The 20901-nt window shown below is 69.6% G+C and carries 18 protein-coding genes; 15 read left to right on the forward strand and 3 right to left on the reverse strand.

The features are described from left to right. Positions 1 to 9 precede the first annotated feature (9 nt). Positions 10 to 1098 carry an ABC transporter substrate-binding protein gene (locus GVY39_RS07055; RefSeq protein WP_159921596.1) on the forward strand — a complete coding sequence of 363 codons (1089 nt, stop codon included), beginning with the start codon at positions 10 to 12 and terminating at the stop codon, positions 1096 to 1098. Here GVY39_RS07055 and GVY39_RS07060 read toward each other — a convergent pair whose 3' ends face one another. Together GVY39_RS07060 and GVY39_RS07065 are read right to left on the reverse strand one after the other, a co-directional pair. After that, positions 1099 to 2136 carry an XdhC family protein gene (locus tag GVY39_RS07060; RefSeq protein ID WP_159921594.1) on the reverse strand — a complete coding sequence of 346 codons (1038 nt, stop codon included), beginning with the start codon at positions 2134 to 2136 and terminating at the stop codon, positions 1099 to 1101. 13 nt (positions 2137 to 2149) lie between these two features. Then, a complete protein-coding gene (locus tag GVY39_RS07065; RefSeq protein WP_159921592.1) occupies positions 2150 to 2746 on the reverse strand; it encodes an NTP transferase domain-containing protein in 597 nt (198 codons plus the stop codon). A gap of 136 nt (positions 2747 to 2882) precedes the next feature. Between GVY39_RS07065 and uraD the strand changes: the two genes are divergently transcribed. From uraD to GVY39_RS07135, 14 genes are all read left to right on the forward strand, one after another. After that, positions 2883 to 3386, forward strand: coding sequence for a 2-oxo-4-hydroxy-4-carboxy-5-ureidoimidazoline decarboxylase (uraD, locus tag GVY39_RS07070; RefSeq protein WP_159921590.1), 504 nt, complete (start codon positions 2883 to 2885; stop codon positions 3384 to 3386). Beyond that, positions 3383 to 3700: a hydroxyisourate hydrolase gene (uraH, locus tag GVY39_RS07075; RefSeq protein ID WP_159921588.1), complete on the forward strand. Its 318-nt coding sequence runs from the start codon at positions 3383 to 3385 to the stop codon at positions 3698 to 3700. Before uraD ends, uraH begins: the two co-directional genes overlap by 4 nt. A gap of 7 nt (positions 3701 to 3707) precedes the next feature. Then, complete coding sequence (gene pucL, locus GVY39_RS07080; RefSeq protein ID WP_159921586.1) at positions 3708 to 4613, forward strand: factor-independent urate hydroxylase; 906 nt, start codon at positions 3708 to 3710, stop codon at positions 4611 to 4613. After that, entirely contained in the window at positions 4601 to 5962 is a 1362-nt protein-coding gene (locus GVY39_RS07085) for an 8-oxoguanine deaminase (RefSeq protein WP_159921584.1), read from the forward strand. Before pucL ends, GVY39_RS07085 begins: the two co-directional genes overlap by 13 nt. Positions 5963 to 6229: 267 nt before the next feature. Then, on the forward strand, positions 6230 to 7072 hold the full coding sequence (locus GVY39_RS07090; RefSeq protein WP_159921582.1) for a xanthine dehydrogenase family protein subunit M: 843 nt from the start codon (positions 6230 to 6232) through the stop codon (positions 7070 to 7072). Beyond that, the gene (locus GVY39_RS07095) at positions 7072 to 9879 is read left to right on the forward strand and encodes a molybdopterin-dependent oxidoreductase (protein WP_159921786.1); all 2808 of its coding nucleotides are present in this window, start codon (positions 7072 to 7074) and stop codon (positions 9877 to 9879) included. The genes GVY39_RS07090 and GVY39_RS07095 overlap by 1 nt, the downstream gene beginning before the upstream one ends. Further along, complete coding sequence (locus GVY39_RS07100; RefSeq protein WP_236565318.1) at positions 9876 to 11090, forward strand: aldolase/citrate lyase family protein; 1215 nt, start codon at positions 9876 to 9878, stop codon at positions 11088 to 11090. Before GVY39_RS07095 ends, GVY39_RS07100 begins: the two co-directional genes overlap by 4 nt. A 44-nt stretch (positions 11091 to 11134) precedes the next feature. After that, positions 11135 to 12112 carry an allantoicase gene (alc, locus tag GVY39_RS07105; RefSeq protein ID WP_159921580.1) on the forward strand — a complete coding sequence of 326 codons (978 nt, stop codon included), beginning with the start codon at positions 11135 to 11137 and terminating at the stop codon, positions 12110 to 12112. A 154-nt stretch (positions 12113 to 12266) separates the two neighbouring features. Next, entirely contained in the window at positions 12267 to 13184 is a 918-nt protein-coding gene (puuE, locus tag GVY39_RS07110; RefSeq protein WP_159921578.1) for an allantoinase PuuE, read from the forward strand. A 384-nt stretch (positions 13185 to 13568) separates the two neighbouring features. Further along, positions 13569 to 14858, forward strand: a complete 1290-nt coding sequence (aceA, locus tag GVY39_RS07115) for an isocitrate lyase (RefSeq protein ID WP_159921576.1) — start codon at positions 13569 to 13571, stop codon at positions 14856 to 14858. A 216-nt stretch (positions 14859 to 15074) separates the two neighbouring features. Continuing rightward, the gene (locus tag GVY39_RS07120) at positions 15075 to 15944 is read left to right on the forward strand and encodes a 3-hydroxybutyryl-CoA dehydrogenase (RefSeq protein ID WP_159921574.1); all 870 of its coding nucleotides are present in this window, start codon (positions 15075 to 15077) and stop codon (positions 15942 to 15944) included. Between the two features lie 216 nt (positions 15945 to 16160). Beyond that, positions 16161 to 18467, forward strand: coding sequence for a 5-methyltetrahydropteroyltriglutamate--homocysteine S-methyltransferase (gene metE, locus GVY39_RS07125; RefSeq protein WP_195139155.1), 2307 nt, complete (start codon positions 16161 to 16163; stop codon positions 18465 to 18467). 106 nt (positions 18468 to 18573) lie between these two features. Further along, positions 18574 to 18996: a VOC family protein gene (locus tag GVY39_RS07130; protein ID WP_159921572.1), complete on the forward strand. Its 423-nt coding sequence runs from the start codon at positions 18574 to 18576 to the stop codon at positions 18994 to 18996. Next, on the forward strand, positions 18996 to 19580 hold the full coding sequence (locus GVY39_RS07135; RefSeq protein ID WP_159921570.1) for a TetR/AcrR family transcriptional regulator: 585 nt from the start codon (positions 18996 to 18998) through the stop codon (positions 19578 to 19580). The genes GVY39_RS07130 and GVY39_RS07135 overlap by 1 nt, the downstream gene beginning before the upstream one ends. Here GVY39_RS07135 and GVY39_RS07140 read toward each other — a convergent pair. Further along, a complete protein-coding gene (locus GVY39_RS07140) occupies positions 19552 to 20886 on the reverse strand; it encodes a lipopolysaccharide assembly protein LapB (RefSeq protein WP_159921568.1) in 1335 nt (444 codons plus the stop codon). The two genes, GVY39_RS07135 and GVY39_RS07140, sit on opposite strands and share 29 nt — an antisense overlap. Positions 20887 to 20901: the final 15 nt, after the last annotated feature.

Here is a 20901-nt window from a genome sequence, read left to right on the forward strand (position 1 = left end):
ATTCGGCCCATGACACCCGTGCAACGCTCCACGTTCGGGCACCTGAACCGACGCTCGTTTCTCCGTTACTCCGCGCTCGCCGGGGCCGCGCTCGGTGGTGCGGGGGCGCTGGCCGCCTGCGGCGGGAATGCCGGCGACGCGCCGGGCGGCTCCACTCCGGACGGATCGAAACACGGCCGCGTCGCGGTGCAGCTGTCCTGGCTGAAGAACATAGAATTCGCGGGTGAATACTTCGCCGACGCCAGAGGCTATTTCACCGAAGCCGGTTTCGGCTCGGTCGAGCTGATCGCGGGTGGCGCGGCCAGCACTTCGGTGGAGGCCGGGTTGGACACCGGGAAAGTGTGGCTGGGCCTGTCCGCGCCGCAGACCACCGCACCGGCGATCCTGGAGGGACTGCCCGCGAAGATCGTCGCCACCACCTATCAGAAGAATCCGTTCGCGATCGTCTCCTCCGCGGCGAAGCCGATCAAGTCGCCTGAGGACATGAAGGGCCGCAAGATCGGTGTGCAGGACACCAACCAGCTGATCTTCAACGCGTTGCTGACCGCCAACGGGTTGAAGCCCGGTGACGTCACCGTGGTGCCCGCGCAATTCGATCCCACCCCACTGGCCAACGGCGAGGTCGACGGCTGGGTCAGCTATGTGACGAACGAGCCGATCACATTGGCGGCGAAGGGCTTCCAGAACACGCATTTCCTGTTCGCCGACTTCGATCTGCCGCTGGTCGCCGAGACCCTCACGGTCGCGCAGTCCACCATCGACAACGAGCGCGACAAGCTGAAGGCGTTCCTGGTCGCCGAGATCAAGGGCTGGAAGGACGCGGTGGCCGACCCGGCCGAATCGGCCCGGCTCGCCGTCGAGGTCTACGGCAAGGATCAAAAGCTGGATTTGGCCGAGCAGACGAAAGAGGCCATCGCGCAGAACGATCTGGTGGTCTCACCGGACACGGTCACCAACGGCCTGCTCACCATGACCGACGCGTTGATCGAACAGAATATCGCCGCGCTGCGCACCGCGAAGATAGATATCAAGGCCGAGCAGCTGTTCGACCTGTCGGTGCTGCGCGAGGTGTATGCCGAGAATCCCGGGCTGAAGTGATCAGATACCGAGTCCGACCGCGGTTTTCGGCGTGACCGGGATTTCGCCGCTGTAGGGATCGACCGCGCGCACCGGTTGCGCGGCGCGGGCGGCCAGCAGCTCGGCCGCGATCGCGACCGCCACCTCCGGCGCGGTGCGCGCACCGATGTCCATGCCCGCGGGCGAGTGCAGACGCGCGAGCGTCTCGGCACTGAAACCGCAGGCCTGGAGGTCCTCCATGCGCCGGATGTGGACCTGTCGTGATCCCATCGCCCCGAGATAACCGAGCTCGGGTAGTCGCAGCGCCACGGTGAGCAGCGGAATCTCGAAGGTGGGATCGTGCGAGAGCACGACTATGGCTGTGCTGCTGTCGATCTCACCCGCGGCGGAGAGGGTGTTGAGGTAGCGGTGCGGCCAGTCGACCACGACCTCGGCGCCGGGGAACGACTCCGGGGTAGCGAAATTGGGGCGCGAATCGCAGATCATCACCCGGTAGCCGAGCAATTCGGCTTGCACGGTCAGCGCGGCGGCGAAGGAATTCGCGCCGAAGACGATCAGCCGCGGCGGCGGGGCGAACGAGGCGACGAACACGTCCGAATCCGGTAGCGCGACCAGTTCGGTGGCGTGCTTCTTGTCGGTGATCAGGTGCTGGCCGATCAGGTCGGCATCGGAGTTCCACACCACCGTGAACACGGTGACCCTGCGGTGTGCCGCGATCTCCGCGGCGACATCCGGGAACTCCGGGAAGTGTCTTCGGGAGAACGGTTCGGTGAAGACGTCCAGCATCCCCTCGCCGTTCGCGCCCGCCTCGAGGCCGGTGGCAACGCCGAAGCGGTGCATCGCGCGACGGCCGGTCCGCGCTGCCTGGAGCACCGCCTCGTAGGCGATCTCCTCCAGCCCGCCCGCGGCGACCGAACCGTAGACACCCCCCTCCGGGTCGACCAGCATTGCCGAGCCCACCGGCAACGGGGCCGCGCCCACGGTGCGCACGACGGTGCCGAGTCCGCCGGTCCGGCCCGAGTGCCACACCCGCAACAGGTCGTCGACGATGTCCCGCATCAGCTAGCTCCGATCACCGTGCGGTCGTGGCCGGGAAGTCACGATCGACGCCCGTCGCCAAATCGTCGCACGTGACGCACACCATATCGTTTCTCCCGGTCAAATAGGTGCGGGCTCCGGAATCTCCGGCGGCGGACCCAGAAATCGCATTCCAGTGCTTGTGGGCGATAACAACAGGGTGGCCGGGTGTGTTGTGGAACACAGCGCGTGCCAAGCCGCTCGGGGCGGTGAGCGCGGCGGCGAGCACCCGGGCGATCACGTCGGCCCCGACGTCGGGGGTGTCCACCGGCATGATCGCGGCATAGCGCGCGGGGGTGGCCGCCGCGGCGATCAGCCCCGCACGCAGTGACGCGCTGAGGCCGGTAGCCCAATCGGCGGCCCACACGTGCCGCACGCCCGGCGGAAGATCGACGATCCGCGGCGTCGGTCCGGTCGCGCCGAGCACCACGATCACCGGATCGCAGCCCCCGTCGCGTAACGCGGCGACCGTCGCTCGCAGCCACGCGCCGTCCTCGGCGAGCACCTTGGGTTTTCCGTAGCGGGTTCCGGCGCCCGCGGCGAGCACAACGCCCGCGCAGGGTGCCACGGCGGGACGATCGGAGTCGGCCATGGATAAACGGTAATACCGCGCGGTTTGCCTCGCACGATGTGAAAACGGTGCTCAGGCGGCTTCCCGGGGCGACACGCCGAAAGGGTTCCGTCCCGTTCCGGTGGCGGCTCGCCGGGTCGTATTCGATGCTGGTCCGATGACGGATCAGCGACCCGGGATCGCGGCCTTCGACGCGCTGTCCGACGACGCGGCCTATCAGGCGATCTTCGGCTGCTGCTCGTCCCCGGGCCTGGCGCGGTCGCTGGTCGCAGGCCGTCCGTACCGGAGCGTCGAGGCGCTGCTCGACGCGGCGGACGCGGCGTTGACGCGACTGCCGGAGTCCGAACTCGACCTGGCGCTCGCGGGGCACCCGCGCATCGGCGATCGGCTGCACAGCGCGGTTTCGGCGCGGGAACAGGCCGGTGTGGCCGGAGCCGCCGAGGACGTACGCGCGGCGCTCGCCGAAGGCAACCGCGCCTACGAGGAACGGTTCGGGCACATCTACCTGGTGTGCGCGAGCGGAAAGTCGGCCGAGGAGTTGCTCGCGCTGCTCAACGCCCGGCTACGCAATGACCCCGAAACCGAAAGGCGCGTCGTGCGAACAGAACTGGGAAAGATCAACCGTATCCGGCTGCACGCGATGCTGGCGGATCGGCCGTGAGCACGCTGAGTACCCACGTGCTGGACGCGGTGCGCGGCGCGCCCGCCGTGGGCGTCACAGTGACGTTGTATCGAGGGGTACGGCAGATCGATTCGGGCGAAACGGACGTCGACGGGCGGATCGGAGCGTTCGGCGAAACGATCGAGCCGGGAACCTATCGGCTGGTGTTCGACACCGGCGCGTACTTCGCGGGCCGGGAGGTCGAAACTTTCTATCCGGAGGTGACAGTCGCGTTCGCCGTCACCGAGGAGCGGCACTATCACGTTCCGTTGCTGTTGTCGCCCTTCGCCTTTTCCACCTATCGAGGAAGCTGAGCCGAGCATGGAACTGACCGGGCCGATCGTGCTGACCGACCACCGCTACGGCAAGGCGGAGAACCGGATCGTCCGTATCCGCCGGGACGGCGCACGGCACGAGATCCGCGATGTGAACGTCTCCACAGTGCTGCGCGGCGACTTCGCCGACGCGTACGTCACCGGCGACCAGGCGAAGGTCCTGCCCACCGACTCGCAGAAGCAGACCGCCTACGCCTTCGCCAAACAGCCGGGCCTGCGGAGAATCGAGGACTACGCGCTGGCGCTGGCCGATCATTTCGTCGCCGACATCGAACCGGTGCGCAGCGCGCGCGTCGAGGTCGACGAATATGCCTGGCGGCGCGTGCCGGTGGGCGGCGTGGAGCACGACCACACCTGGGTGCGCGGCGGTCCCGAAGTGCGCACCGCGGCGGTCACCGTGGTGGGCAGCGGCGCCGACCGGCAGGCGTGGGTCGTCGGCGGGGTGAAGGATCTGACCATTTTGAAGTCGACCGGCTCGCAGTTCACGGACTTCCTGACCGACGACTTCACCGTGCTCGCGCCGACGGACGATCGGATGCTGGCCACCACGCTGGTCGCCGAGTGGCGGTTCGCGCACAGTGCGGGCATCGACTGGGACGAGGTCTACACCGGTGTGCGGGCGCGGCTGGTGGAGACCTTCGCGACGTTGCACTCGAAGGCGCTGCAACAGACACTGTTCGAGATGGGCAAGTCCGCGCTGTCGGCGTACCCGGTGCTGGCCGAGATCCGGCTCGCGGCGCCGAACAAACATCACTTCGACTACGACCTGGCCCGCTTCGGCATGGAGAATCGCGGCGAGGTCTACCACGCCGACGACCGTCCCTACGGGCTGATCCACGCCACCGTGGCGCGTGCCGACGCGCCGGAAGCCGGTCCCGCGTGGACCAGGTGACCGTCGTCGCGGACTGCGCCGTCGCGACCGTCGACGCGCACGGGACCGAGTATCCGCGCGGCTACGTCGTCGTGCGCGGCAATCGGATCGACGCGGTCGGCGAAGGCGACGCACCGGCACTCGGCGAGGGTGCGCGGCTTGTGGACGGGCGCGGCTGCCTGCTCACTCCCGGGCTGGTGAACACCCACCATCACCTCTACCAATGGATCACCCGCGGCCTGGCCACCGACCACACGCTGTTCGAATGGCTCACCACGCTCTACCCGGTGTGGGCGGGTATCGATGAGGACGGGGTGCGAGTGGCGGCCAGGGGTGCGCTCGCCGCGCTCGCGCGCACCGGATGCACCACCACCACCGATCACCACTACGTGTTCCCGCGCGACGGCGGTGATCCGCTCGCGGCCGAGATCACCGCGGCGGCCGAGGTCGGGTTGCGGTTCCACCCCTGCCGCGGCTCGATGGACCTCGGGATCAGCGCGGGCGGGTTGCCGCCTGATCATCTGGTGGAGCGCTTGGACGACATCCTCGCCGCGAGCGCGGAGGCCATCGCCCGGTGGCACGACCCGTCGTTCGACTCCATGCTGCGGATCGCGCTGGCGCCGTGCTCGCCGTTCTCGGTCACCCCGGACCTGCTGCGCGAGTCGGCGGCGCTGGCCCGCGCCACCGGGGTCCGGCTGCACACCCACCTCGCCGAGACCGTCGACGAACACGACTACTGCGTGGCGACCTTCGGTTGCACGCCCGCGCGGTACATGGAGCGGCTCGGCTGGTTCGGCCCGGATGTCTGGTACGCGCACGCCGTCCACCTGGACGACGACGCGATCGGCGCCATGGCCGAATCCGGGACCGGCGTGGCGCATTGCCCGACCTCGAACGCGCGGCTCGGCGCGGGCGTCGCCCGCATCGCCGACCTGGTGCGCGCGGGCGTCCCGGTGGGGCTCGGCGTCGACGGCGCGGCGAGCAACGAGTCCGGTTCGATGATCGAGGAGCCACGGCACGCGTTGCTGTGGGCACGCAACCGGGGCGGACCGCGCGCGATGAGCGCGCGCACCGCGCTGGAACTGGCCACCATCGGCGGGTCGCGAGTACTGGGCCGGGACGCCGAGATCGGGTCGATCGAGGTGGGCAAGCTGGCGGATCTGGCGCTGTGGCGGGTGGACACGGCCGCGCACGCCGGGATCGCGGACCCGGTCACCGCCCTGGTGCTCGGCTCGGCCCCGCCGCTGGCGGCGCTGCTGGTCGACGGACGCGAGGTGGTACGCGACGGCGAGGTCCGGACGGTCGATATGGATGTGGTCGCCACGCAGGTGGCGCGAGCGCAGGCGGCGTTGATCGCGAAGGCCGGGTGAACCGGCCTCCGCGGGAGATCGCCATCGAATCTGCGGGCGGGGCGTCGTGCCTGGTCAGCCCGGACGCGCGATACTGAAGCAGTGTCGGCTCGCACGGCCCGCGTGCGGTGGGCGGGAGCTGTGGTGTCGCGGAGGGAGCGCTCGGCCGCGGCGGCGGGCGGTCGTCGTGCGGCGAGGTAACTGCCGCGCAACCTGACGTGCGTCGCGCGCAATATGGCGGCAACCGACTGGCTCTACGGTGACGGAGAGGCCGGAACGAGGTGAGACGTGGACCTGGACACGATCCGCGAGGTGGTGATCGCCCGGGAACGGGAAGACCTGGCGCTGCTCGGCGCGTCGACCGCGGTGCTCGCCGGAGGGACCTTCCTGTTCTCCGAACCCCAGGATCAGCTGGTGCGCCTGGTCGACATCACCGGCCTGGGGTGGCCCGCGCTCCAGGTCGTGGACGACGGACTGGAGATCGCCGCGACCTGCACCCTGGCCGAGTTCGCCGCAGCCGCGCCGGGGCGTGAGCTGGGGATGCCGGTGTTGCACAATGCCTGGCCGGGGACCGCGCTGTTCGCTCCGTCCTGCCGGGCGCTGCTGGCCTCGCACAAGATCTGGCGCACCGCCACCGTCGGGGGCAACGTCTGCCTCGCGCTGCCCGCGGGCGCGGTGCTCGGGGCGCTCGTCGCGCTCGACGGGATGGCGACGGTGTGGGGGGCGGATCGGGTCGACAGGCGTATTCCGTTGCGGGAGTTCGTGATCGGTCCGGGACGCACGGCGCTGCGGCGCGGTGAGGTGCTGCGCTCGATTCTCCTGCCGCGCTCGAGTCTGCTGGCACACACCAGTTTCCGGAAGATCGCGCTCGCTCCGCTCGGCCGGTCCGGTGCCGTCGTGATGGGACGCCGGGAACGGGACGGCCGCAGCGCGGTCACCATCACGGCCGCCACGACCAAGCCGGTCGTCCTGGACTTCGCCGCACCGCCGAGCGAGCGCGAGATCCACGACGCCCTCGGCACGATCGGCCCCGAACTCTGGTTCGACGACCCGCACGGGTCGCCGGAGTGGCGCAGGCACGTCGCGGGGCTGCTCGCCCGCGAGGTCGCCGAGGAACTGCGGGGGCCGTGATGCGGTTGGAGGTGGACGGCAGGCCAGTCGAGATCGAGGCGCTACCGGGGCAGTGCCTGCGTACGGTGCTGCGGGACAGCGGCAACCTGGCGGTGAAGAAGGGATGTGACTCGGGCGATTGCGGGGCCTGCTCGGTGCTGGTCGACGGATCAACGGTGCACTCCTGCGTCTTTCCCGCCTACCGGGCCGCCGGACGTTCCGTCACCACCGCCGCCGGGCTCGGGACCCCCGAGCGCCCGCACCCCGTGCAGCGGCGATTCATCGACAACGCCGCATTCCAATGCGGGTTCTGCACCGCGGGCATGGTGGTCACGGCCGCGGGACTGGGGTGTGGGGCCGATGAGCGCGCCGAGCGGTCAGGGGACGAACTCGCCGAACTGATGAAGGGAAACCTCTGCCGCTGCACGGGTTACCGCGCTATCCGCGCCGCCCTGGGTGAGCCGCTCACCCCGGACGACCCCGCCGCCGTCGCCCCCGATCCCACCGCGACGACCACCGTGGGCGCGGGTGCGGGAGTCGGCGCCCCGGCCGGACCCCGCATCGTCTGCGGCGGCGAGCCGTTCACCCTGGACCTCCCAGCGGCCGCCGTTCTCGCTGCCGACCACCCCCGATCGGGCGATGCCGCCACCACACCGCCGACCGCCCCGCTGCATATCGCGGTGCTGACGAGTCCGCATCCCCATGCGCGAATCCGCTCGATCGACACCGCCGCGGCCGAGGCCCTGCCGGGCGTGCACGCGGTGCTCACCCATGCCGACGCGCCGGACCTGCCGTTCTCCACCGCGCGGCACGAGCTGCGCACCGACGACCCCGACGACACCTATGTGCTCGACCGGACCGTCCGATTCGTGGGGCAGCGGGTGGCCGCGGTAGTGGCCGACAGCGTCGCGCTCGCCCGTGCGGGGTGCCGGCTGCTGGTCGTCGACTACGAGGTCCTGCCCGCGGTGTTCGACCCCCGGGAGGCGCTGGGCGCGGACGCTCCGAAACTGCACGTCGACAAGCCGGATTCGGCCCGCATCGCCGATCCGGGCCGCAACCTGGTCGCCGAACTGCACGGTGAGGTGGGCGACGTCGAGGCAGGCTTGGCCGCCGCGGCTCACGTCGTGCGGGGCGTATGGCATTCGCCGCGTGGGCAGCACGTGCACTTGGAGACGCACGGCGGGGTCGGATGGCTGGATGACGCCGGGCGGCTGGTCATCCGGTGCAGCACCCAGGTTCCGTTCCTCGTCCGCGACGAACTGTGCCGCCTGTTCGGTCTGCCGCCGAGGCGGGTGCGGGTGTTCGCGGCCAGGGTCGGCGGCGGGTTCGGCGCGAAACAGGAAATGCTGGCCGAGGACCTGATCGCGCTGGCCGTGCTGCGCACCGGCAGGCCGGTGCAGTACGAGTTCACGCGTTCGGACGAGTTCACCTCCGCGACGTGCCGGCACCCGATGCGGGTCGCGGTGACGGCGGGGGCCGACGCGCAGGGCGTGCTGACCGCCTTGGCCGTCGACGTGCTCGCCGACACCGGCGCCTACGGCAACCACAGCGGCGGGGTGATGTATCACGGCGTCGGCGAGTCGGTGGAGCTGTACCGCTGCGCCAACAAGCGGGTGGACGCACAGGCGGTGTACACCAACAACGTTCCTTCCGGAGCGTTCCGCGGGTACGGGCTCGGGCAGGTGATCTTCGCGGTGGAGTCGGCCTTGGACGAACTCGCGCACGCGCTGGGCATGGACCCGTTCGAATTGCGCCGCCGCAACGTCGTGGCGCCCGGCGACCGGTTCGTCGGCGCGGCGGTGAACGAAAGCGACCTCGAGTTCGGCAGCTACGGCCTCGACCAGTGTCTCGACCTCGCCGAACGGGCGCTGCTGCGCGGCAACGACGTGCACGCGCCGGGCCCGCAGTGGCGAGTGGGCACCGGCATGGCCGCCGCGATGATCGCGACCATCCCGCCGCGCGGGCACCGGTCGGCGGCTACGGCGTCGCTGCTACCCGACGGACGCTACGAGATCCGAGTCGGCACCGCAGAGTTCGGCAACGGCACCACCACCGTGCACGCCCAGCTCGCGGCCACCGCGCTGGACACCGAGGTCGCTCGCATCGTGGTCCGGCACGCCGACACCGATCTGGTCGACTTCGACACCGGCGCGTTCGGGTCCACCGGCATCGTGGTCGCCGGCAAAGCCGTGTACGCGGCGGCGTGCGCACTGCGGGGACTGCTCCTGGCCAGAGCGGCCGAACTGTCGGGTGTTCCGGAGGGCGACTGCGTGCTGACCTCCGGCGGCGTGCACTGCGGTGACCGGCTGCTCGACGCGCGGGAGCTGCTGACCGGCGGCGACCTCACCGCCCACGCCGAGCACGGGGGCAGCCCGAGGTCGGTGAGCTTCAACGTGCACGCCTTCCGCGTGGCCGTGCACCCCGCCACCGGCTCGGTGCGCATCCTCCAGTCGATCCAGGCCGCCGACGCGGGCACGGTGCTCAATCCGGTGCAGTGCCGCGGGCAGGTGGAGGGAGGTGCGGCGCAGGCCATCGGCACGGCGCTGTACGAGGACATGCGCAGTGCGCGCGGGGTGGTGGGTGCGCGAACCCTGCGGCACTACCATGTGCCACAGTTCGCCGACGTGCCGCGCACGGAGGTGTACTTCGCCGACACGGCCGACGCGCTCGGCCCGTTGGGCGCCAAGTCGATGAGCGAGTCGCCGTACAACCCGGTGGCGCCCGCGCTGGCCAACGCGATTCGCGACGCGGTCGGCGTGCGGCTGGACCGGTTGCCGATGACCGCGGACCGGATCTGGGCCGCGCTGCGCGAGAAGGGGTCACGATGAAGGTGCCGGAAAATGTTCGCGCGCGGATAGAGTCGATGCTCGACGGGGTCGACGCCGAGCTGCGCCGCCGATATCCCGGATCGAACGGGCGGCAGCAACCGATCCACACGGTGTACGTCCCCGCCGACCGGATCGCCGAGGAGACGCCGAGGGAATGGGGCGCGACCGCGGTAGAACTGCTCGACCGCCACCACGACCTGCTGGCCACGCTCGATGAGACGGGTTCACTGCCCGACGTGCGCAAACGGCTGGAAGTGGACCCGGTCCAGGATCTGCGCATCGACTTCGAGGACGGCTACGGCCTGCGCCCCGACGCCGAGGAGGATCGCGCGGCCGCGGCGGCGGGCGCCGCGCTCGCGGCCTGGGCGCGGCGTTCGGACGCACCGGGCCGCAGTGGCATCCGGATGAAGGGTTTGGCCGGCGGGGAGCGTCGTCGCGCGCTGCGCACACTCGACCTCGTGTTGGAGGGCGCGGGCGCGGTACCAGAGGGTTTTGTCTTCACGGTGCCGAAAATTCGCGCTGTGCAGCAAGTCACGGCTCTGGTGCAGTTGTGCGTCGGGCTGGAGCGTGCGTACGGCATCACCGAAGGCAGCCTGCGCTTCGAGCTGCAGATCGAGAGTCCGCAGGCGATCATCGCCGCGGACGGCACCGCGCCGGTGGCCTCGATGCTCAGTGTTTCCGAGGGACGTTGCAGCGCGTTGCATTTCGGCACCTACGACTACACCGCCGCCTGTGGCGTCGCCGCGCCGGACCAAGCGCTCGACCACCCGGCCGCCGATTACGCGAAGGCGGTCATGCAGGTGGCCGCCGCGCAGACCGGGGTGTGGGTGTGCGACGGCTCCACTCAGGTCGTGCCCGACGGCGACCCGGAAGCCGCGTTGCGCAACCATCACCGCCTGGTCGCGCGAGCGTTGCGACGCGGGTACTACCAGGGCTGGGACATGCACCCGGGTCACCTGGTCACGCGCTGGCTGGCCACCTACGACTTCTTCCGCGGGGCCATCGACGTGGCGGTTCCGCGCCTGCGGGACTACCTGGCGCGGCGCGGAGGCGACGTCGTCGACGAGCCTGCCACCGCGGAAGCGCTGGCCGCCACCGTACTGCGCGGCATCCAATGCGGCGCCCGTCCGGACGCGGGGGCTCCGGAACTGACCGAGGCGGTGTTGCGCGCCTTGGCGGCACGCGCGCCGCTGCCGACGGACACGCCGTGACCGGCCATCCGAACGGGACGGTCCCTACCGACACGGGAGAAGCGATGGGCGACCGGGGCGACGACGAGGAGTTCACGCTACTGCCGGATCTGGCCGCCCGGCCGATCGGCGGCTCGGTGATCTGGGCGAGCGACGAATTCTTCGCGGAGAAGGAGAATCTGATAAACCCTGGCCCGCCTCGGTTCCAACCGTCCACCTTCGGGCACAAGGGGCAGATCTACGACGGTTGGGAGACCCGCAGACACCGAGGGCGCCCCGGTGACGACTCCGCGATCGTGCGACTCGGCGTGCCCGGCGTGATCCGCGGGATCGTCGTGGACACCGCGTGGTTCACGGGCAACTACCCGCCCGCCGTCTCGGTTTCGGCGTTGGAGATCGAGGACTACCCATCCGCGGAATCCATCGCGGCGCGTGACGATTGGGTGATGCTGGTCGATCGCTCCCCGGTGGCGGGCGACAGCCGCAACCTGTTCTCCGTCGAGAACGAGAAGCGCTGGACGCACGTGAAACTCACCATCCATCCCGACGGCGGCGTGGCCAGGCTGCGGGTGCACGGCGAGGGGAGGCCCGATCCGCGACTGCTCGGACTGGGCCCACTGGATCTGGCCGCGCTGGAGAACGGCGCGCTGGTGCTGGACTGCTCCAACCGCTTCTACAGCTCGCCGAACCAGTTGCTGTATCCCGGCCGGGCCCGGACCATGGGGGAGGGCTGGGAGACAGCGCGGCGCAGAGACGACGGCAACGACTGGGTGCGCATCCGCCTGGCCGGTCCGGGACTGATCCGGCTCGCCGAACTCGACACCTCCTACTTCCTGGGCAACAGCCCGGGCGCGGCCCGGCTCACCGGCCGCACCAACGACGGCACCGAGCTGGAGTTGTTGCCGCGCACCGCGCTGCAACCCGATACCAGGCACCGGTTCCCGATCGCACCGATGGCCGCGTCGGTGGAGCAGGTCCGTCTGGATATCTACCCGGACGGCGGGCTGGCGCGGCTGCGGCTGTACGGCGAACTCGGCGCGTGAGGATGCGCGGCGAGCGGAAGTCGATACCGCGCACCGCTCCTGCGGGAGCGGAGCGTCGACCAGGCGCGGTCGTGAGGAGCCAAGCTCCAGGGCGGGCAGCCGAGCGGCGACGGGGCGTGGTCGTGAGCGGTCGGGCCGGAGGGGGGAGTGCAGCGTGACGGCGGGCGATGCACGGGATTTCGTCGGCTACGGCCCGAATCCGCCGGACCCGAAATGGCCGGGGAAGGCGCGGATCGCCGTTCAGTTCGTACTCAACTACGAAGAGGGCGGCGAGAACAACGTCCTCGACGGTGATGACCACTCCGAAACGTTCCTGTCGGAAATGACGCCCGCGGAGGCGTTTCCGAACCGTCATATGAGCATGGAGTCGCTCTACGAGTACGGTTCACGCGCCGGGCTGTGGCGGGTACTGCGCGTCTTCGAGCGACGCGGCCTGCCGTTGACGATCTTCGCGGTCGCTCGCGCCATGCAACGCAACCCGGAGGCGGTGGCGGCCTTCCGGCAACTCGGCCACGAGATCGCCTGCCACGGTCTGCGCTGGAAGTCCTACCAGCTCACCGACCGCGACACCGAACGGGCGCACATGGCCGAGGCGGTGCGCATCCTCACCGAGTTGACCGGCGCCGCGCCGCTGGGCTGGTACACCGGTCGCGATTCCCCGCACACCAGGGAGTTGGTCGTCGAGCACGGAGGTTTCGTCTACGACTCGGATTCCTACGCCGACGACCTGCCCTATTGGGTGCGCGTGCACGGCCGCGACCACTTGGTGGTGCCCTACACCCTGGACACCAACGACATGCGTTTCGCCTCACCCGCCGGTTTCCCGACCGGCGACCAGTTCTTCGCACACGTCCGCGATGCCTTCGACGTGCTCTACCGCGAAGGGGCGGAGGGCAGCCCGAAAATGCTCTCGATCGGCCTGCATTGCCGCCTCATCGGCCGCCCCGCCCGCACCGCCGCCCTGGAACGCCTGCTCGACCACGTGCAGTCCTACGACCAGGTATGGATCACCCGACGCCTCGACATAGCCGAACACTGGCGCGCGGTGCATCCGGTGAATGCCTCGTCGTGAGCTGGAACGGTCGGATCCTGGACGTGGCGCCGGCCACAGCGGGCTTGTGAAGGTGCTCACAGTCGGGCCGCGCACGGCTCTCCGCGCGGGGCCGCTCGTCGGTCGCTAACAGTACAAGCGTTACGCTAAAACCCCACGTCAGGGCTACCCGCCAGTAGATTGCACCTTTGCAATTCGGGGGCAAATTTTGCAGGGTTAGCAAAGCGGCTTGGAAACCTAGCTTAGATTCACATGAACAACAGGTAGACGGCCATTTCTTCGTGTGCCATCGTGTGGAAGTACACCCCACGGGCCTAGCAAGCCTGCAAATTGCCGCTTCAGCAGTACGAGCTGCCTCGTAGCTCGACCGGGCGGCATGGACCGAACGAAGAAGTGGAGTCACAGATGTCGACCACCGGCACCCCGAGGACCGCCGCGGAAATCCAGAAGGATTGGGACACCAACCCCCGCTGGAAGGGCGTCACCCGTAACTACACCGCGGAGCAGGTGTCGAAGCTCCAGGGCACCGTCGTCGAGGAGCACACCCTCGCCCGCCGCGGCTCGGAGATCCTGTGGGATCTCGTCAACAACGAGGACTACATCAACTCCCTCGGCGCCCTCACCGGCAACCAGGCGGTCCAGCAGGTCCGCGCCGGCCTGAAGGCCATCTACCTGTCGGGTTGGCAGGTCGCCGGTGACGCGAACCTGTCCGGCCACACCTACCCCGACCAGTCGCTGTACCCGGCCAACTCGGTTCCGTCCGTGGTCCGCCGCATCAACAACGCGCTGCTGCGCGCCGACGAGATCGCCAAGGTCGAGGGCGACACCGCCGTCTCCAACTGGCTGGCCCCGATCGTCGCCGACGCCGAGGCCGGCTTCGGTGGCGCGCTGAATGCCTACGAGCTGCAGAAGGCCATGATCGCCGCCGGCGCCGCCGGTGTGCACTGGGAGGACCAGCTCGCTTCCGAGAAGAAGTGCGGCCACCTGGGCGGCAAGGTGCTGATCCCGACCCAGCAGCACATCCGCACCCTGACCTCCGCGCGTCTGGCCGCCGACGTCGCCGACGTGCCGTCGGTGATCATCGCCCGCACCGACGCCGAGGCCGCCACTCTGATCACCTCGGACGTGGACGAGCGCGACCGGGAGTTCCTGGACGGCACCCGCACCCCCGAGGGCTTCTTCGGTGTGAAGAACGGCATCGAGCCCTGCATCGCGCGTGCCAAGGCCTATGCCCCCTACGCCGACCTCATCTGGATGGAGACCGGCGTGCCGGACCTCGAGGTCGCGCGCAAGTTCGCCGAGGCCGTCCGTGGCGAGTTCCCGGACCAGCTGCTGGCCTACAACTGCTCGCCGTCCTTCAACTGGAAGGCCCACCTGGACGACGCGACCATCGCGAAGTTCCAGCGTGAGCTCGGCGCGATGGGCTTCAAGTTCCAGTTCATCACCCTGGCCGGCTTCCACTCGCTCAACTACGGCATGTTCGACCTGGCCTACGGCTACGCCCGCGAGGGCATGACCGCCTTCGTCGACCTGCAGGAGCGCGAGTTCAAGGCCGCCGCCGAGCGTGGCTTCACCGCCATCAAGCACCAGCGTGAGGTCGGTGCCGGCTACTTCGACACCATCGCCACCACCGTGGACCCGAACACCTCCACGGCGGCGTTGAAGGGCTCCACCGAAGAAGGCCAGTTCCACTGAGCTGAATCACATCAGGTGCTCGCAAAGGGAAGTGAGGTTCCCGACGTGAAAACCGACATTCCTCTACTCCGGTAGGGGTGTACTGCCCTCCCCGCTGAACAGCCCCGGCGGGGAGGGCATCCCTATACCTTGGACCATCGAAGGGCGCGCTCACACCGGAGCGACACCTTCGCAGACCAGCCACCCCAGAGCCAGACAACCCAGCAGGAGCGGGACGTGAGCAGCGAAAAGATCCAACGCGTCGGTGTTATCGGCGCCGGCCAGATGGGCGCCGGAATCGCGGAGGTGTGTGCCAGGGCGCATATCGACGTGCTGGTGTTCGAGCAGACCCGGGAACTGGCCGCTGCGGGCCGCGCCCGCATCCTGCGGTCCCTCGATCGCGGTGTGAGCAGCGGGAAGATCACCGAGCGCGAACGCGAACAGGCCGCGTGGCGTCTGCGATTCACCTCCGATCTCGGCGACTTCGCCGACCGCCAGCTGGTGGTCGAGGCGGTGCTAGAGGACGAGAAGGTGAAGACGAGCATCTTCGCCGAGCTCGACAAGGTCGTCACCGACCCCTCGGCCGTGCTGGCCTCCAACACCTCCTCCATCCCGATCATGAAGATCGCGGTCGCCACGGCGAACCCTGAGCGCGTGGTCGGCATGCACTTCTTCAACCCAGTCCCGGTGCTGCCGCTGGTCGAGCTGGTCACCACGCTCAAGACCAGCGAGTCGGTCTCCGTGCGGGCCGAGGCCTTCGCCGGAGACGTGCTCGGCAAGCAGGTCGTCCGGTCGGCGGACCGCTCCGGCTTCGTGGTCAACGCGCTGCTGGTGCCGTACCTGCTGTCGGCGATCCGCATGGTCGAGTCCGGCTTCGCCACCAAAGAGGACGTCGACAAGGCGATGGTGCTCGGCTGTGCCCACCCGATGGGCCCGCTGGCGCTGACCGACCTGGTCGGCCTGGACACGGTGAAGTCCATCGCCGATTCGATGTACGCCGAGTTCAAGGAGCCCCTGTACTCCGCGCCGCCGCTGCTCATGCGCATGGTCGAGGCGGGCCTGCTCGGAAAGAAGACCGGAGCGGGCTTCTACCAGTACCGGGCTTGATTCGCGGCGCCGCGTGTTCGCGGCCCCTGGGAGTCTCGCGTCCGAGTGCCCGCCGCTCGCGCCCGCGGCGCATGCGCGACGGACACTCGGACGGTCGGCATAAGCTGCACAACAGCCGGGCCATGTCGACGGTGCGGCTGGGTATCCAGAGCGCAGCCGGATCGACCCGTCGATCTCGGCGGGCCGCGCAGGTGATCGAAAGAAGGTAATCCGCTCATGGTGAACGTGACCGACGGCTACGGGTCGAGCATTCTCGGCTATCCCAGGATCGGACCGCACCGCGAGCTCAAGCGGGCGCTGGAGGCCTACTGGCACGGTTCGCTCGATCGCGAGGAACTGCTGGCGGTCGGTCGGGAGATCCAGGAGACCCAGTTCAACGAGCTGGCGGCCACCGGCCTGACCCAGGTGCCCGGCAACACCTTCTCGTTCTACGACCACGTGCTGGACAACGCGCTGCTGTTCGGCGCGGTGCCCAGGCGGTTCGAGCCCTACCGCGAGGGCATGCACCCGCTGGACTTCTACTTCCTGATGGCCCGCGGCCGTCCGGACCTGCCGCCGCTCGAGTTGGTCCGCTTCTTCGGCACGAACTACCACTACCGCCAGCCGGAAGTGGACGCCGAGACCGAGTTCTCGCTGCATCCCGAGGCTTTGCTCGACGAGTTCGACCGCGCGAAGGCCGTCGACATCGAGCTGCGGCCGGTCGTCCTCGGCCCCGTGTCGTTGCTGCTGCTGTCCAAGGCCGGGCACATCCCCGGCGAGTCGGGCGGATTCGACACCATCAGCCTGCTGGACAAGCTGCTGCCGGTCTACGAGGAACTGTTCGAGATCCTCGCCAAGCGCGGCGCCACCTGCGTGCAGCTGGACGAGCCCGCGTTCACCAGTGAGCGCACGCCCGCCGAACTGGCCGCGTTCGAGGCCGTCTATCAGCGGCTGGCGAAGGCGCCGCTGCGCCCGCGCATGCTGGTCACCGGCCAGTACGGCGATTTCGGTGAGGCGCTGACCATTCTCGCGAGCACCAACGTCGAGGCGATCGGCCTCGACCTCGCCAGCTACCGGATGCGGCCGGAGGATCTGGCCGAGATTCCCGGCATCCGGCGCAAGCGCCTGTACGCGGGTGTGATCAGCGGCCGCAACGTGTGGCGCGCCGACCGCTACGTCACGCTGGAATACCTCAACGAATTGGCCAAGGTGTGCCCGGACCTGGTCGTCTCCACCGGCACCACGCTGCTGCACGTGCCCTACGACCTGCTGATCGAGTACGACATCGAGGGGCACGTCGCCGACCGGCTCGCCTTCGCCAAACAGAAGGTGGGCGAGGTGGTCTCGCTGGCCAAGGCGCTCACCGAGGGCCCATCGGACAAGTGGCGCAAGCGCCCGACCGAGGTGCACTTCAAGCAGAAGCACGCGGTGCGGCAGCGGGTGTACGCGGTCACCCCGGACATGCGCTCGCGTGAACCCTACGAGGTCCGCAGGGAAGCCCAGCAGCGCAAGCTGAATCTGCCTCCGGTGCCGACGACCACGCTCGGGTCCTTCCCGCAGACCGCCCGGATCCGTCAGGCGCGCTACGAACTCGGTGAGGGCCGGTTGTCCTACGAGGAGTACCGCAAGCGGATCGAGGCCGAGATCGAGTCGACGATCCGGCTGCAAGAGGACATCGGCCTGGACGTGCTGGTGCACGGCGAGCACGAGCGCAACGACATGATCCAGTACTTCGCCGAGTTGCTCGACGGCTTCGCGACCACGCACTTCGGCTGGGTGCAGGTGTACGGATCCCGCTGCGTGCGGCCGCCGATCATCTACGGCGACGTGTCGCGCCCGGCGCCGATGTCGGTGGAGTGGATCAGCTACGCGCAGTCGCTCACCGACAAGCCGGTCAAGGGCATGGTCACCGGGCCGGTCACCATGATCGCCCGCTCTTTCGTCCGGCAGGACCAGCCGCTGCACGAGACCGCCGATCAAGTGGCGCTGGCCATTCGCGACGAGGTGGTGGACCTGGAGAAGGCGGGGATATCGATCATCCAGGTCGACGAGCCCGCGATCCGCGAGATGCTGCCGTTGCGGCCGGAGGGCCGCGCGGAGTACCTGCGCTGGGCGATCGGCGCGTTTCGGCTGGCCACCTCCGGGGTGCAGGCCGAGACTCAGATCCACACGCACATCGGCTATTCCGGCCGTGCCGAGGTGGTCGAGGCGATCGATGAACTCGACGCCGACGTCACCGCCATCGTGGCCACGCGCTCCATCGAGTGGGTGCTGCGGGCGCTGAAGGAGGACTGCGCCTCCGGGCACGGCCTGAGCCACGGCGTCGGGCCCGGCGTGTACGAGAGCCGTTCCGCGCGCATCCCGGACATCGACGAGCTGGACGAATTGCTCACCGCGGCGGCCGAAGCCGTGACACCGCAACGGTTGTGGGCCAATCCGGACGGTGGCCTGAAGACCCGGCACTACTGGCAGCTCGAACCGTCGCTGCGCAACATGGTCGCCGCGGCTCGGCGCGTCCGCAGGCGCGCGGAGGCCGCCGAGTGAGATAGGCGCGACAGCGCATCGAGGGCCGCCTTCGTTCGACCGAACGGGGCGGCCCTCGGTCTGTCCGGGATCTATTTCGGTACAGTACGTACTGTAATATTCGAGTATGGAGACCGACAACGACTGGCCGGACTCGCTGCGCGTCGCGCAGGTCCGGATCGCTCGCCCCACCGACCGGCTCGACGAGGTGGTGCGGTTCTATGTCGAAGGGCTCGGCCTGTGCGAGCTCTACCGCTTCCGGAACCACGCGGGATATGACGGGGTGATGCTCGGATTGCCCGGGGCCGCATACCATCTGGAATTCACCACGCACGCGGACGGCAGCCCCGGCGATGCGCCGAGCGCGGAGAACCTGCTGGTGCTCTACTTCGAGGGCGAGTCGCAGATGTACGACGCGGCGCAGCGGCTCGGCGAGTTCGGCGTGGAACCGGTGCGGGCGGAGAATCCGTTCTGGGCCGCCAACGGCGGCTTGACCTTTCCCGATCCGGACGGCTGGCGGGTCGTCCTGATGCCGCGGCCGGTCTTCTGATGGCGGGACGAACTCGCGACGACCGCATCGACGCAGCGGTGCTCGAGGCCGCGCGTGAGCTGCTCGACGAGGTCGGATACGCCGACCTGTCCATCGGCCGGGTCGCCGCCAGGGCGGGCCTGCACCGTCCCGCCATCTACCGCAGATGGCCGTCCAAGCGGCACTTGGTGGTGGATGTCGTCGCCGACCTGCTCGGCCTGCGACCGACCCCGGACACCGGCGACCTGCGCGCCGACCTGGTGGGCGCGATGCGCGATCTGGTCGCGGCATTGCGCGACACCTCGCTGCACCGTGTGCTGCCCGCGCTGGTCGCCGATCTGGCGGGTGACGAGCAATTGCGCGCCCACTTCCTGGCCACCGTCTTCGAACCCCGCAGGCGGACCACGGCGACGGCGCTGCGCTCGGCCATCGCGCGCGGCGACGTGGACCCCGGCATCGATCTGGATTTCGTCCTGGACTCGGTCGCCGCGCCGATCTACTACCGGGCGCTGTTCGGCCACCTGCCGCTGTCGGACGAACTCGCCGAACAGTCGGTCGCGGCGGTGGTGAGCGCGATCACTCGCCGACCGCGGACAGCGCGCTGAGCGTCGCGAGCACCTCGGTGGCGGCGTTGGCGACCGAGCCGGCTCCGGCCATGGCCAGCGCGGCCGATGTGGCGGCGCGGACGTGCGGCAACAGCGCCAAGCAGGCAGCGGCGGCGTCCCGGTCGGCCGGGGTCGTCTCGGCGTCGTCCTCGACGGCGGATTGCCATGCGGCGGTGACGATCACCTCGTGCAGCCAGTTGAGCAGCTCCAAGCGCAGCGGTTGCGGCTCGTGCACCCAGGCGCGGGCATAGGTCACGTCCGTGCGCTCGTGCAGCAGGGCGCCGAGCACGACTTCGGCTGCGGGCGCGGTGACCGAGTAGATCGAACCCTGATGCAGGACAGCGGAGTACAGGAAAACGACGCCGCGGGTCTGGTCTTCTACGGCGGCGCCGATCAGGTCGGCGAGCATGGCGGGCGCGTCGAGGGCTGCTCCGTGGGCGTGTGACAGCCCCGCCCAGTCCGTCTCGCGCAGCACCGTCGCGGCGCGCTCGTGGTAGATGGGGGCGAGCGCGGCGGCGGTCCGGGTCCGGGCTTCGGCATCCGTCGAATCGAGCGCTCGCTGGAAGGCTGCCAGCGCCACGTCCGGTTCGCCGAGCCGCTCGCTGAACACCCCGACGTCGAAGCTGGCCCGCGCGGCGACCGCGGGATCGTCCGATTCGGCCATGGACCGGCTGACCTCCCTGGCCCCGGACAGATCTCCGGCCTCGCCGAGATGCTGGACCAGATCGCCCGCGGCGACGAGCGCCTGATCCTCGGGCCAGCCGTCGATGACGCCGCGATAGGCGGCTTTCACGCCGTCCAGATCGTCTTCGGTGCGAAGGAGGTAGGCGAGATTGGACAGGGCGAGCCGGGCGATGTCACCGGGGCCCGCGTCGATCGCGTGCTGGTAGGCGGTGCGCGCCGCGTCCGAGTCCCCGCGCTTGGCTCGCGAGTAGCCGAGATTGATCCAGGCCCGGGGCGCGGCGTCGGGATGCCCTGACTCGGCGGCACGCTCGTACATCGCCTCGGCCGCCGCGGTGTCGCCGCGCTCGGCCAGCAGCAGTCCGAGGTTGTAGGCGGCGCGTGGCGCCGCGTCCTCGTGACCGGAATCGACCGCGACGTGGTAGGCGCCTTCCGCGGCCGGCTTGTCACCCACCGCGCTGAGCAGCCCACCCAGCTCCGCGGCGGCCAGTGGCGCCCAGTTCGGATGACCGGAGGCGATCGCAATTTGGAACGCCTCGCGCGCGGCCGCCACGTCGTTGCGCCTGCGGTGCATCTTGCCGAGGTCGAAGGCCAGGTCCGGCGGCCGCTTCAGCATTGTTCCCATCCAGCCTCGGCACCG

The organism is Nocardia sp. CY15 (assembly GCF_009829295.1).
In the GTDB taxonomy this organism is placed as follows: Bacteria; Actinomycetota; Actinomycetes; order Mycobacteriales; family Mycobacteriaceae; genus Nocardia; species Nocardia sputi.

Coding starts and splice junctions, on each gene's coding strand:
- uraD (WP_159921590.1), top strand. CDS start 2,883: ATGACGGATCAGCGACCCGGGATCGCGGCCTTCGACGCGCTGTCCGAC.
- pucL (WP_159921586.1), top strand. CDS start 3,708: ATGGAACTGACCGGGCCGATCGTGCTGACCGACCACCGCTACGGCAAG.
- GVY39_RS07060 (WP_159921594.1), bottom strand. CDS start 2,136: ATGCGGGACATCGTCGACGACCTGTTGCGGGTGTGGCACTCGGGCCGG.
- aceA (WP_159921576.1), top strand. CDS start 13,569: ATGTCGACCACCGGCACCCCGAGGACCGCCGCGGAAATCCAGAAGGAT.
- GVY39_RS07100 (WP_236565318.1), top strand. CDS start 9,876: ATGAAGGTGCCGGAAAATGTTCGCGCGCGGATAGAGTCGATGCTCGAC.
- alc (WP_159921580.1), top strand. CDS start 11,135: ATGGGCGACCGGGGCGACGACGAGGAGTTCACGCTACTGCCGGATCTG.
- GVY39_RS07140 (WP_159921568.1), bottom strand. CDS start 20,886: ATGGGAACAATGCTGAAGCGGCCGCCGGACCTGGCCTTCGACCTCGGC.
- GVY39_RS07095 (WP_159921786.1), top strand. CDS start 7,072: ATGCGGTTGGAGGTGGACGGCAGGCCAGTCGAGATCGAGGCGCTACCG.
- GVY39_RS07135 (WP_159921570.1), top strand. CDS start 18,996: ATGGCGGGACGAACTCGCGACGACCGCATCGACGCAGCGGTGCTCGAG.
- GVY39_RS07130 (WP_159921572.1), top strand. CDS start 18,574: ATGGAGACCGACAACGACTGGCCGGACTCGCTGCGCGTCGCGCAGGTC.
- GVY39_RS07065 (WP_159921592.1), bottom strand. CDS start 2,746: ATGGCCGACTCCGATCGTCCCGCCGTGGCACCCTGCGCGGGCGTTGTG.
- metE (WP_195139155.1), top strand. CDS start 16,161: ATGGTGAACGTGACCGACGGCTACGGGTCGAGCATTCTCGGCTATCCC.
- GVY39_RS07055 (WP_159921596.1), top strand. CDS start 10: ATGACACCCGTGCAACGCTCCACGTTCGGGCACCTGAACCGACGCTCG.